Origin of the sequence: Collinsella aerofaciens (assembly GCF_964243765.1) — a bacterium.
GTDB classification, from domain to species: domain Bacteria; phylum Actinomycetota; class Coriobacteriia; order Coriobacteriales; family Coriobacteriaceae; genus Collinsella; species Collinsella aerofaciens_BU.
In genome coordinates, this window is the sequence record NZ_CAXTGI010000007.1 from 108,536 (window position 1) to 121,372 (window position 12,837).

Annotated in this window: 10 protein-coding genes and 6 tRNA genes; all 16 read right to left on the reverse strand. The window is 58.1% G+C overall.

Annotated features, from left to right (window positions below):
* Positions 1 to 24: 24 nt before the first annotated feature.
* The 16 genes from buk to ACESSC_RS06600 all read right to left on the reverse strand — a co-directional run bounded on the left by buk (position 25) and on the right by ACESSC_RS06600 (position 12,285).
* On the reverse strand, positions 25 to 1,137 hold the full coding sequence (gene buk / locus ACESSC_RS06525; protein ID WP_195404220.1) for a butyrate kinase: 1,113 nt from the start codon (positions 1,135 to 1,137) through the stop codon (positions 25 to 27).
* Between the two features lie 3 nt (positions 1,138 to 1,140).
* Positions 1,141 to 2,148: a phosphate acyltransferase gene (locus ACESSC_RS06530; RefSeq protein WP_373162035.1), complete on the reverse strand. Its 1,008-nt coding sequence runs from the start codon at positions 2,146 to 2,148 to the stop codon at positions 1,141 to 1,143.
* A gap of 5 nt (positions 2,149 to 2,153) precedes the next feature.
* Positions 2,154 to 2,387, reverse strand: a complete 234-nt coding sequence (locus ACESSC_RS06535; protein ID WP_117806465.1) for an acyl carrier protein — start codon at positions 2,385 to 2,387, stop codon at positions 2,154 to 2,156.
* Positions 2,388 to 2,504: 117 nt separating this feature from the next.
* Complete coding sequence (locus tag ACESSC_RS06540; RefSeq protein WP_117583871.1) at positions 2,505 to 2,927, reverse strand: Zn-ribbon domain-containing OB-fold protein; 423 nt, start codon at positions 2,925 to 2,927, stop codon at positions 2,505 to 2,507.
* Positions 2,928 to 2,965: 38 nt separating this feature from the next.
* A complete protein-coding gene (locus ACESSC_RS06545) occupies positions 2,966 to 4,252 on the reverse strand; it encodes a thiolase family protein (RefSeq protein WP_373162039.1) in 1,287 nt (428 codons plus the stop codon).
* A 322-nt stretch (positions 4,253 to 4,574) separates the two neighbouring features.
* Positions 4,575 to 5,192 (reverse strand): TetR/AcrR family transcriptional regulator C-terminal domain-containing protein, encoded by a 618-nt coding sequence (locus ACESSC_RS06550; protein ID WP_117779246.1) that lies wholly within the window; start codon positions 5,190 to 5,192, stop codon positions 4,575 to 4,577.
* 29 nt (positions 5,193 to 5,221) lie between these two features.
* Positions 5,222 to 5,710, reverse strand: a complete 489-nt coding sequence (locus ACESSC_RS06555) for a 4'-phosphopantetheinyl transferase family protein (RefSeq protein ID WP_158551577.1) — start codon at positions 5,708 to 5,710, stop codon at positions 5,222 to 5,224.
* Between the two features lie 296 nt (positions 5,711 to 6,006).
* Positions 6,007 to 6,081: transfer RNA gene (locus ACESSC_RS06560), tRNA-Val, on the reverse strand.
* Positions 6,082 to 6,084: 3 nt separating this feature from the next.
* Positions 6,085 to 6,160 (reverse strand) — tRNA-Gly (locus tag ACESSC_RS06565).
* A 141-nt stretch (positions 6,161 to 6,301) separates the two neighbouring features.
* Positions 6,302 to 8,035: a glycoside hydrolase family 13 protein gene (locus ACESSC_RS06570; protein WP_373162043.1), complete on the reverse strand. Its 1,734-nt coding sequence runs from the start codon at positions 8,033 to 8,035 to the stop codon at positions 6,302 to 6,304.
* 523 nt (positions 8,036 to 8,558) lie between these two features.
* Positions 8,559 to 8,634 (reverse strand) — tRNA-Gly (locus ACESSC_RS06575).
* Positions 8,635 to 8,676: 42 nt separating this feature from the next.
* Positions 8,677 to 8,750, reverse strand: a tRNA-Cys gene (locus tag ACESSC_RS06580).
* A 34-nt stretch (positions 8,751 to 8,784) separates the two neighbouring features.
* Positions 8,785 to 8,860: transfer RNA gene (locus ACESSC_RS06585), tRNA-Gly, on the reverse strand.
* Positions 8,861 to 8,965: 105 nt separating this feature from the next.
* Positions 8,966 to 9,712, reverse strand: a complete 747-nt coding sequence (locus ACESSC_RS06590) for an anti-sigma factor antagonist (RefSeq protein ID WP_035138879.1) — start codon at positions 9,710 to 9,712, stop codon at positions 8,966 to 8,968.
* Between the two features lie 78 nt (positions 9,713 to 9,790).
* A complete protein-coding gene (locus ACESSC_RS06595; protein WP_373162046.1) occupies positions 9,791 to 12,136 on the reverse strand; it encodes a GAF domain-containing SpoIIE family protein phosphatase in 2,346 nt (781 codons plus the stop codon).
* Positions 12,137 to 12,195: 59 nt separating this feature from the next.
* Positions 12,196 to 12,285: transfer RNA gene (locus ACESSC_RS06600), tRNA-Leu, on the reverse strand.
* Between the last annotated feature and the right edge of the window lie 552 nt (positions 12,286 to 12,837).

Consider the following 12,837-nt stretch of genomic DNA (forward strand, 5'->3'; position numbering starts at 1 on the left):
GCGGCCGCCCCAAACACAGCACTATCAGTCGTTGAATCCGGTGAACACGGGCTCTCCGCTGTACACGAGCGCTTCCTCGACACCATCGAGCACGCGGCAGGCGCCAGACGCCATCGCCTCGAGCTCAAACTCGCCGGGATAAGCCGACACGGGGGCGATCCAAGAGCAGCATTCCTCAATCGAGGCAACGAGCTCCTTGCTGTGGACCATGCCGCCTCCGAGCAAGATGCCGTCGACGTCGCCCTTCAGCACACAGGCCATCTCGCCAATCCACTTGCAGATTTGGTAAACCATCGCATCCCAGGCGCGAGCCGCGGCCTCATCGCCCGCGGCGGCGCGCTCGCACACCTCGATGGCATCGGACGTACCCAAAAGGTCAACGAAGCCACCGGTCTTCATGCAATGGGCGCGGGCAACGTCGAGACCATGCTCCGCCGTATACTTCGCGACCTCGATTGCGGGGACCGAGCCACAGCGCGTCGGCGCCATGGGGCCCTCGCCGCCGACGATGTCGTTGCCGTCGACCATCTTGCCCTTAAGGTGAGCAGAAATCGAAATGCCACCGCCGATATGACAGACAATAAAGTTGCACTCGTCATATGCACGACCGAGCTTTGCCGCGTGGCGAATGGCAGTCTCTTTGAGATTAAGGGCGTGCAGGTGCACGTTTCGATACACGCCCTTAATGCCCGTCATACGTGCGAGGTCGCACAGCTCGTCGGTATCGGGAGGATTCACCACAAAAGAGGGCTTTCCCGTCTTTGAGGCGAACTCATGGGCAATCTGGGGGCCAAGCTGCGCCGGGTGCTGAATGCCGTTCGCACCGATGCGGGCATGCTCGAGCATGACCTCGTTGATGGCATACGTGCCGCCGGGCAACGAAAGCAAGCCGCCGCCGCGACCGACAAATGCATCAAAGTCCTCGAGCTTCAGGCCCGCCTCCCCCAGTGCTCCAAGAATCAGATCGCAGCGATACGGCATCTGAGCCGAAACCCCATCGAACTGGGCGAGGTCCTTCGCATCGTGCGCAACGTTCTTGCTGAGCTTGCACTCATCACCCTCAAAAACGCCCACTTTCGTGGAAGTGGAACCCGGGTTGATTACCAGGATGCGCCAGGGAGTCTTTTTATCGGACATATCTTAAGCCTCCTTAAGCGCCTGGGCGCGCACGCAGCTCATCACCACGTTGCCGACGATCTCGTCGACGGGCGCAGAGCGCGAGCAATCGCACACGATCTTCTTGAAGCCCTGAAGCATGGGGCCGTAAGCATTGGCGCCGGTCAGGTTCTGGATGATCTTGACGCCGATATTGCCCACGTTGATATCGGGCCAGATGACCACGTTGGCCTGTCCCGCAACAGCGGACTCACGACGTACCTTCTTGGCCGCAACCTTGGGGTTAATCGCCGAATCAAACTGGAACTCGCCGTCGATGGCAAGGTCGGGACGGCGATCGTTGGCAATCTCGCGAGCGCGGCGTACTTTGTCGACGAGCTCGTTATCCATCGAGCCGTCAGTCGAATGCGAAAGCAGCGCGCAACGGATATCCCATCCGGTCAGCGAGCGCACCGTTTCGCTCGACGAAATCGCGATCGAGGCAAGTTCCTCGCTCGTAGGGTCGACGCAAACGGCGGAATCGCCAAAAGCCAAAAGGCCACCTTCGCCGCCGTTCCAGTTGGGAATGTCGGCGATACCGCACGAGCTCACGGTGTCCACCCCGTCGGCAAGGCCGACGATGGTCTGACCCGCCAGGATAATATCGCCCGTGGCGTTATCAATGCCGGCGAACATTACGTCGACATCGCCGAGCACCTGCAAAATCAGGGCGCGCTCAAGCGGACGCGTCATACGGCGCGCGGCGCCCTTGGGCTTAAACTTGCAATCCGGATGCGAAAGATAGCGCTCGCAGCAAGCGGCGTTCGCCTCCTCGTCGGTCACATCGACAATCTCGATGCCGTCAAGGGAGATGTCGCGCTCATCGGCAAGCTCCTTGAGCTTACCGCCGTCGCCGACCAGCACACATTCGGCAAGATGCTCGGCGGCGATCTTTGCGACCGCCTGCATCATGGTCTCGTTTTCGCCCTCGGGAAAAGCAACGCGCATAGGCTTGGCGGCAGCCTGCTCGCGCAGGGTCTGCATCAGGTCCATGGCAGCTACTCCATCTCTTCGGCAGTGCGCTCGATAAGCTCGCGGATGGTCTTCATGACCATGACCTCGCGAACGGGGACCTCGGCATCGAGCTCGTTCTCGATCATGGAGGTCAGGGCGATCATCTTCATCGAGCCCTTGCCCAGGGTCTCAAACGTCGTCTCGGGGGTCACATCGCCATCGTAGTTGTAAGCGGACTTGGCAAAATCGCAGATCTGCTGAGTGAGTTCTTCGTTCATGATGGTGCCTTTCTAAGATAAAAAGAGGGGTAGCCACGGCGGGCTGGAGACATGGGTCCCGCCGTGGCCTAAGAGAGGAAGCGAATTGTTATAGGGGTGAAAGCCTAGTGTGAAAGCCTAGTCGTCAAGCTCGAACGTGAGCTCTTTGTAGCCCGGCCGGTCGATGACCTTGGCATGGACGCCCACGGTCTCGCCCGCCATGAGCTTGGCGCGGATCTCGGGGGCCTTCTTCTTGGTAATGCCATAGATGACGTAGGTGTACTGAGAACCCTCGTCAATATCGACGGCGCCGTAGGCGTACTTGCCATACTCCTTGAGGTAGGGCTTGTCGTTCTGCGGACCAGGCAGGGTAAAATCAATCAGATGGCCGTGACCGGAAACCTGGACCCAATCGGTCTTGTGGTAGCCGCAGGCATTGCAGGCAAGGTGAGGCGGAAACTCGACGGCTCCGCACTCGGGGCACTGACGTGCCCAATAGATACCCTCTTCAAGACCCGTGTAGAACTTCTTGACCACGGGCTCCATATCTTTGAGTTGCATGAGAATACTCCTTATGGGAAATCGAAAACCGCGGTCGCTTAGGCGACGGTACGAAGAATCTGGCAGCGCACATTCTGAGAACCGCCAAAACCGCGCAGGAAGGCCGTCTCAGGAATCTTCTTCATCTGGGTTGCACCGGCGACGCCGCGCATCTGCTTGACGGCCTCGACGATATCGGCGATGCCGGATGCGCCATGAGCGTGGCCGAAGTTGCAACGGCCACCGTGCGGGTTGATGGGCTTATCGCCGTCAAAAGCGGTGCGGCCATCGATCGCATACTTCCAAGCCTCGCCGCGCGGAATATAGCCGCACTCCTCAGCCGAGACGATCTCGGAAGCCAGGAAGAAGTCATTGCACATGAACAGGTCGATCTCGTCGGGGCTCACGCCGGTAAGGTCGTAGACCTGCCTGGCGGCAAGCTCGGTAGCCCAGTGCTCGTTGTGAAGCAGGCCGGCTTCGACGGCAGAGGCGCCCGTACCCAGCACCTCAATAGGCGCATACGGCATGCCCATGGCTTTGGCCTTCTCCGTGGGCATCACGACAACAGCGGCGGCACCGTCGCACTTCTTCTCAAAGCCGGTAACGCGCAGGTACTGCGTAACGCGCGGGTTGTACATGCTCTTGAGATACTCGTCGGCGGTATCGAACCCAGCTGCCTTCGCATCCTCCTCGACCGTGGTCTCATACCACGCAAGGGGATTCAGGACGGCACCGCGGCGAAGGCTCTTGGTAAGGCCGTTCAGGGCGTCATCGATCTGATCGGCGGTAAGGTCGTACTGCATCGAATACTCGTTGATCCAGTTGTCGAACGACACGCCAAAGGCGCCATCGAGCGGGCGACCATACGCGCGGTCATAGATCTTATCGAGCGAGGGAATCATGACATCGAGCGTAAAGTCCTGGCGAATATGGGAGGGCATGTGCTCAACGGGAAGGGTCGAAGCCAAATCGCAGGCACCCGTAAGGACAACATCGTAGGCACCGGAGGCGACTGCCATCACGGCCTGCTCAAGGGCGACGTAGCCCGTGCAGCAAGCCTCGGAATGATGGACGGAACCCTTGGCACGAACGCCAAACCAATCGGCAACCTGCATGTTGGGGGTAATGCAATCACCAACGAGATAGGGATTGGCGCTGCCGTGATAGAAAAAGTCGATATCGCGGGGCTCAAGACCGGCATCGGCAATTGCCTCGAGGGCCGCATAGCCAAACGCCTCGCCCTCGCCAATACCCTGGGTCTCGGGATGTTCCTCAAAATCCTTGAACGGGGTGCAGCCTACGCCTACAATCGAGACGCTGCGCATGTTCTTTCCGAGCGTAACCACTGAATATCACATCCTAATCATGTGAAGGTGTACGAAATGATGGCGCAGTCCGGCCGCGAGCGAAGGTGAGAGAGCGCTCGCGGCTTTTCTGTGCCGTCACACGTTGAACTACTGCAGTGGTTCTTTTGAACGTAGCTTTAGTGTAAGAGTGGTTTATTTGGTGCCGTGGGACAAAATGCCGCTATGTGTCCCATCATTTGGTACGCATAGCTAAATTTCGTTCCAAATAGCAGATAAATGACTATGCTTAAAGCCGATTCATAGGGCTGGAACGCTTTGAGTTCACTGCATGCGCAACCGTTCATCCCTAAAAAACAGCCGCTCACCCGAGCGGCTTTTCAAAATCAGGGATCCGCGGATGCCAATGGCGCGATGCATCGTCGACAAAGAGCGGTGCGTAGAACATGCGATTGAGCGCGGCGGCAACGGTTCGTGCCTCAAGGTCAGGCCGGACTTCGAGCCAATACTGGATGAGGTTATGGTGGCCCGCAAGCGCAAAAGCAAGATACAGATCGAGGTCCGTCTCATCTGAAAACGTCGACCGCAAACGATCGCGAAAATAGTCATGCATGAAGATCGTTGCCTTGTGTGCAAACACGGGATCACCGTTATCGCTGTTAAGCGCCAGGACTTTCGAGCGATTGGCCTTGAGGATTTCCATGCGCTTGATCATCGTGGGCGTGGGATCAAGCTGCGCATCACCAAAACGAGCCTCAAGGGCAACGTCGTTAATGTCTTGCATGTTCTGGAGCAGCTCATCTTCAAAGCGCTTGACCACATCATCGACAGAGCGGTAACAACGATAGAAGGTTGATTTTGATGTATGGGCAAGACGGAGTACGTCGGTGACCTTAATCGATTGCACAGGCGTTGTCGCCATAAGTTCAAAGACGGCGCCTTCGATCCGCGAAGCAATATCGTTTTTAGCGTTCAGTGACATAGAAGGCCTCCCCTGTTGGCGATTGGCTACTATGCTACCCGAAAGGCATGCTCCTCAATGGCGATATGGGGCATAGAACGCGCTGCACAAGAGATGACACACTGGCCAAACACCACCGAGGAAGTAAACCATCCGCTCGGCAACCCGTCTTTGCGGGGATCGATTGAAAAGCCGGACCCCTCCGCCTTCAGGACGGCTTCGATACGCGTCCAAACCCGACACAGCCGAAAGGCGCGTTCCTGCGAATCTGCCGCAGCGTCAATCCACGCCCGTTCCCTTGAGCTCGCCATACGCTCAACCGCAATAGGTACAATCTCATCGACCGCCTCGATATCCACGCCAATAGGTCCTCCGACCGACCGAGCAACATCGGAAACAGCGAGGACGGCCACGCTTCCGCCATGTGAAATGGAAATAGAGGGGGCCTCCCCATCCGCAAGCTCGATCTTGCCGAAAGCAGAACGCGCAAGCTGGGTGTCGTCGAAGACACCCAGGGCGTCGCGAAGCAGCAGACCCACGCCCGCAGCTTCCCTCCGAGACGCAATGGGGAGATCTCCATTGGAGGCACGCGAGACATAACGTCCCGCGATTGATGCCATATCAACGGTCTCGCCGGGATCGATCGCAGAAACGTCAACGAGGTGCACGGTTATGTTCAAAATGGTCAACCCCACTCGATTGAGATGACAAGGCTAAACTGACGCTCAGAACCGCTCTTTCATGAATCGAGGTACCTTTTGCCGACGATTTGGCGACCCATTTGGCGACCAAAACAAAACAGCCCAGAGGACATAGCCTCTGGGCTGCGAACATTTGGTGGGCGTTAGAAGATTTGAACTTCTGACCTCTTCCGTGTCAGGGAAGCGCTCTCCCCCTGAGCTAAACGCCCAAATGGAGCGGACAACGGGGCTCGAACCCGCGACCCCAACCTTGGCAAGGTTGTGCTCTACCAACTGAGCCATGTCCGCTTACGAGGATTAATCTTACGTGATACCCGCATCCTATGCAAGAACTTTTTTTGAAAAGTTTTGCGACGCCCTCGCGAACCTCGCAAAGACATCAGCCACCACGGAAAGCACAGGCAAACGCAAACTCGCCGCAAGAGGCCCCTACAACTCGGCGAGCATGATCCAGGCAGAACTGTCCTGCGCGAGCCTGCCGTCTACAAGCGGTGATGAGGTGAGCAGGACCCTGCCCGCCGGCAGCTCCACGGGTGCTGCACCGAAGTTCGTCACACACGCCCAGCCGTTGTCGCGGCGATAGGCGATGACGCCGCCCTCAGCGCCCTCGGCACCATCCGCAAGGCCGGTGCGCCCGTCAAGATCAAGCCACTTAAGATCGTTGGCGCACCCGCGCAGCTTGCGCCGCAGCCAGAGGGCGTCACGATAGAGCGCAAGCATCGATGTCGGGTCCGCTTCTTCCCTATCGGCAGCGTAATCGGAAAACCATGCAGGCTGCAGCAGATGGGGCGCCGCATCGGCGTCCGCCGGTGAAAACCCAAACGATCCGCCCTGCGCGGGATCGTCCGCCGCCACCCACGGCAGGGGCACACGGCAGCCGTCGCGCCCCTTCTCGCGCTTCGGCCCGTGCGTATTGGTCGCAGTAGGATCTTCGAGTGCGGCCCACGGGATATCGGCCACCTCAAAAAGGCCGAGCTCCTCACCCTGATACACGTATGCCGAGCCCGGAAGCGCCAGCTCGAGCAAAAGGGCCGCCCGCGCGCGGCGCTCGCCGAGTTCACGGTCCTCGTCATAAGACGACCCGTCGCGTAAGAGCCAGTCGAGCGCAATCTGGTGGTAGCGCGTCGCCTTGATCTGCGGCAGGGCATAGCGCGTCGCCACGCGCGGCACGTCGTGGTTGGAGAGCACCCAGGTCGAGGCGGAATCGGATTCTATAGCTGCCTTCAAGCCCTCCTCGATTGCAGCGTGCATGTCATCATAGGTCCAAGTGGCCTTGGCAAACTCAAAGTTGAATGTCTGGCCAAGCTCGCTGGGACGCGCGTAGAGATACTGGCGCTCGGGCAGCACCCATGCCTCGGCAACGGCGCTGCGTGGCGGATCATAGCGGTCGAACACGCGGCGCCACTCGCGATAGATCTCGTGGACCTCGTTGCGGTCCCACAGCGGATGGGTGCCGTCCTCAACCATGTCATCGCCCTCGGCGAGATGCCACCGGTCGAGGTCATCGCGGTCGAGATCCTTGGCGAGACCGTGCGCCACATCAATGCGAAAGCCATCGACGCCTCGATCGCTCCAAAACGCCAGGACGTCGCAAAAGAACGCATGAACCTCGGGGCACGACCAGTCAAAGTCCGGCTGCTCGGGCGTAAACATGTGCAGATACCACTGACCGTCCGCGACGCGCGTCCAGGCGGGGCCGCCAAAGTTGGCATTCCAATTGGTGGGAGGCAGCTCGCCGTGCTCGCCGCGACCATCGCGGAAGATATAACGGGCGCGCTCGGGCGATCCGGGGCCGGCGGCAAGAGCGGCTTTGAACCAGGGGTGCTGGTTGGACGAATGGTTGGGCACGATGTCGACGATGACCTTGATGCCGTGCGCGTGAGCCGCAGCGATCATGTCATCGAAGTCGTCAAGCGAGCCGAGACGTGGGTCTACATCGCAGTAGTCCGCCACATCATAGCCGCCATCAACAAGAGGCGATGGGTAAAACGGGCTCAGCCAGATGGCCTCGATACCCAGCCGCTCAAGATAGTCCATCTGCTGGGTAATGCCCGCGATATCGCCCAGACCCGAACCAGTCGAATCCTTAAACGAGCGCGGGTAGATTTGATAAATCGCGGCATCGGACATCCATGAGCGCGAAGAGGACTTTTCTGTAGCCATGGGGTGCGCCTCCCTTGCAACGAGGTTTTGCGAGATGCCCACGATGATACGCCCAAAGCGGACATTCGCGGCAAACAACGCCACAGCCACGCCCCAAAACGCTCGCTCCCTCTCGGGTTCGAACCTCCCGGGACGAATCGACCGATTAGTGAAAAGAACGGAAGACCCACTCCCCCGGCCACGACAGCGAGCGGGCTCCGGGTGCCCCAGGTTGCCGCGAAAGAGGAGGGAAGCGTACTTTATGTACGCGACCGACGATTAAGGGGCAAGATGGGGTACCCGGGGCTCGCGCAGCGTCAACAAAAAACGCGGTTCGTTAGAACCGCGTAAGATAGTTGGAGCGGACAACGGGGCGTCCGCGTATCCGCTTCGCGGATCCGCACCAGCTTCGGCCGCCTGCCGGCGTCCTCGCCAGCTCGCTACAAACGCTCCGCGTTTGCTTAACGCTCGCTCCCTCTCGGGTTCGAGCCCATGCGCCGGGTACGAAAAAGCCCGGCTACCGTAGTAGTCGGGCTGTTACGTTTGGAGCGGACAACGGGGCTCGAACCCGCGACCCCAACCTTGGCAAGGTTGTGCTCTACCAACTGAGCCATGTCCGCATATGTAAAACAAAACGGGCGCCGGAGCGCCCGGATGTTGCCTGGAGGCGAAGCCCGGATTCGAACCGGGGGTAAAGGCTTTGCAGGCCTCTGCCTTACCACTTGGCCACTTCGCCGAAAAAGGACCGCCTAAACGGTCCGGAAATGCAATGGAGCGGACAACGGGGCTCGAACCCGCGACCCCAACCTTGGCAAGGTTGTGCTCTACCAACTGAGCCATGTCCGCTTGCGGGTTATTAATTTACGCGAGTTGTCCAAAAGACGCAAGTACTTTTTTCAAAAAACTTGTCTGCCGCATGTTCTTAGTAGCTAAACGCGCTAAAGCGATTGGCTAGGCACACGACTCCAGCGCTCCGCTAAACAGCTTCACCATCTGCACGCGCGTGCCGGCGCCGTCCGTACGACGAGCAACCTCCACGTTATCGACGAGCATACGCATAAGCTTGATACCACGGCCGCGCTCCTCTGATGCGACCGGTTCGCTCGTTTCATCGATAGAATAGCCGACACCTCGATCAAGTACCTCAACCACAACGCGATCGCCATAGGCCTGAACCGTCAGGACGCACCCGATACCGCCCGCATGGTCATAGGCATTACCCAGCGCCTCCCCCGACGCCAATGCGACATCGTAGCGCTCGTCACGGCGCAACGGAAGCGATTCAAGGAGTTCGGCGATGCGATGTCGGTAGTATGGAAGATTCTCGATACCCTGACGGACCTCGACGCTCTTACTCCAGCGAGGCAGCTCCCCCACCGGAATGGCGGGAATAGACTCCCGTGCCGGCCCCGCGACATGAAGGATATCGACAAGACGAGCAATCTCCAAAAAGCGAACAACTTCACCCGATGCATTGACGAGCGAAAGCAGGCCTTCTCGCCTCATGAGCTCACGAGCGCGCGTAAGCAGGAATGCCAAGCCCGTCGAATCGATAAAGCTAACAGCCTGACAGTTGATGACGACACGACGCACGCCGCGGCCAATCAAAGCATCCAACCGCCGACGCAGCGCAGGCACCGTGGCGATGTCGATATCGCCTGGTGGCGTCAAAACCGCTATGTCATTCCACTCATTCATACGACCATGGTTCCCCAAAAAAGCCCACTCGATGCATTCGTTTCCCCAACCGTACGGATTCAGCCCGCCCAGCGTCGTCTATGAACGACCCCGTAAAAACTCAAGGGACACCAATGCAATGTCATCGTCCAGCGCCGATTCGGTAAATCGGTCAAGCTCGCCCAAGACCTTGCCGCAAATGCCCGACACGCCCTCACCCGAGACAGAGAGCAGAAGGTCGCGAAGGCGCTGCTCGCCAAAGAAAGCACCCGAGCGGTCACGCGCTTCGATTGTTCCGTCGGTGTACATAAATAGCATGTCACCAGGAGCGAACGTAAACACGCCTGTCTCGTACACCATGCTCTCAAAGGCACCGATTACCCCCGATTGGCATCCAAGCAGCTCGACCTCTCCCCCACGAGCCTCGCCGCCACCCAGCGGCATCGACTCTGGCCTGATGACCATGGTCGGAGGATGGCCCGCCGAACAATACGTTGCGCGTCCGGCTTTAAGGTCAATCTTGGCGATAAAGGCCGTCACGAACGTCTCGACCCTCGAAAAGCCCATAAGCATGCTGTTAAGAGAGCGTGCCATGCGGGCCGGTCCAGCGCCCTCCCAGGCATATGCCGTCAGGGCCGTCTTGACGAGTGCGGACATCGATGCAGCCTCAATGCCTTTGCCAGACACATCGCCCAGAATCATGACGGCGCAATCGTCGGGAAGACGGATGAGCGTATAGAAATCGCCGCCGACCAACGCCGAGTTCGTGGCCGACAGGTACACCGAATCGGCGGCGATTCCCGGAACATCCCCCAGTGAATTTCTCATGCCAATCTGGAGGGTCTGAGCGATATGGCGCTCCTCACGCTTTTGAGATTCGCCTTCATAGATCAGTTCAAAGTCATGAGCCAAGTGCACCAAGTAGTCATATTCAAGGTCATCAATCGGCTCTTGGCTACCATCACGAAGCAGCAGCGCACGCGTCGTCGGCCCCTTCGCAACAGAAGCAGGAACGATTGCGTCGTTACTGTGCTTGCCATCGCCCTCAGGGCGTGGGCGCCCCGCCTCGATGCCGGCGTCGACGTAGAGACCCTGGCAAGGCAGGCCATGCGCTCTAAGCCAGCCTCCCATAGGCATCGATTCGTCAACGCGAGTTATACGGACGTGTTTAAGGTCCTCGGCACTCGTGCCGCCCAAAACAGATGCCTCAAAGCCATCAGGGGCAGCCCCCAGACGTGCCGCTGGCGCCGTCGTGGAAAAGAAAAGCTTCTCGGGATCGTCCGGCAAAGCAACGCGACTGCCGCCTTCAAAATCCATGACGTAGGAATCCAGACTGGCGTCATACTCAACAGGGCAAAAATGGCAGTTGAGCATATTGCAGATCTCGGACGACACCGCCTGGGTAGCCGCGGCGGAATCGTCTAGAAAGGTAAACAACTCATCACGCAGCACATTGAGGGAACGACCAAGCTCGGCCGTGCGACGGGAGCGAAGGCTCGATGCCATGCCGACCAGCTGGATAGACAGGTAATCGCAAATGACCTCGAGCACATTAACGTCATAGGCGAGCGGTGCCTGGGGGCGTTTCCAACCAACTTCCAGCACGCCGAGGATCTGCGTACCGTAAAAAACGGGAAGACAGATTTCACTGCGGTACGGAGGCATATCCTGCATGCGCAACAGGTGCTTTGAACGATTATCCAGGTCCATGAACATACCGGAGGCGGCCTTATCGCCCTCAAGGTCCTGTTGGATCGACAAGCGACAGGCACGCGACTCGCGAAGAACATACGTCGGAATGCCAGCGCCATACGGCAAAAACTCGGGCAGGTAGCTGTCGTACAGCTCCTTGGAAACACCACGAAGCTTAAAGCCGCCGCTCTCAGAAAAATAGATAGCGGCACCAGAAGCATCGAGCGTTCCTACAAGCTGGTTCAAAACGGTATCAAGCAGGCTGGGTAACTCATCGGAGCCCACAGTGCTCATAATGACCGAGAGCGTCCCAGAGAGACGCTTGTTCGCCACTCTAAGCTCCGATAACGCACGCTTGAGCTGACGGTCGTGAGAATACTGTTCCTCGATACTGTGAAGCGCCACCAGGACACGTGGTGCGCGGCGCCCAAAGATGCGTGGAGGCGTTACGGAGCCCGCACGAACCAAGACGGGAATAAAAGAGCCGTCACTTAGCTTGAGCATCAGTTCGTTCTCGGAGCCATCAGTTTCAAATGGCAGACGATGTTCCGTCGCACGTTCAAAAGCGGACGAGTACAGGACGTCTTTAACATCTCCACCGATGACGTCGGCGCGTTCCTCGCACATCAAACCAAGTAAGCGGTTATTCACATGCAGAATGGATCCGTCGAGCTCGCAGATGATGACAGCATCGCTCGTGATCTCGACTAGTTGGGCAACGTCTGCCCACTCGTTGCGTTCAAGCGTTTCCATCGTGGACCCCACCGTCTATCGGTAACAAAAAAGCCTCCGAAGAGGCTTCTCAAATGCGATGGTGTCGGAGGCGGGACTTGAACCCGCATGACCAAAAAGCGGTCACTAGCACCTCAAGCTAGCGCGTCTGCCAATTCCGCCACTCCGACATGCTATGTTGTTGATTCACGGTTCGTTTTGTTGGACCCGCGCGTTCAACGAGGAAGATAATAACCTATGATTCGAGAACTGTGCAAGCACTTTTTTCAAAAAAGTTTACGAATTTGTAAATGCGCTGGTAGACGGACCTGTTCGGGTCGGAATGAGGTTGCTTTCCAACGCGTCCTCGGGCATGCGGCATTATTTTGATTCGCGCTTCGCGCTACAAAATAATGCCGCCCCCTGCGGAATGCGTTGGAAAGCAACCTCATTCCGGCCCTAGGAGTATGTACTCCGGGCACAGTTCTCAAATATGTTCTGGGGCTGATATAAATTTAGTGGCTCGGCTTTGCCGAGCCCTTATATAAGGAGGCCGGAGCCAAAGCTCCGGCCTCACTAACTTTCCTATTAGATTAAGTGAGCGATCAAGGAATCTCACTCCCCTCTGCCGCGTTAACGCAGGGCCCGCCCTGGTGTTGCTTTTCAGAACATTCCGCACTGATATTTTCTGTGTTGAAGACGTTGATGATGCACCCGTATACCATTGACGTCGACACCATCAG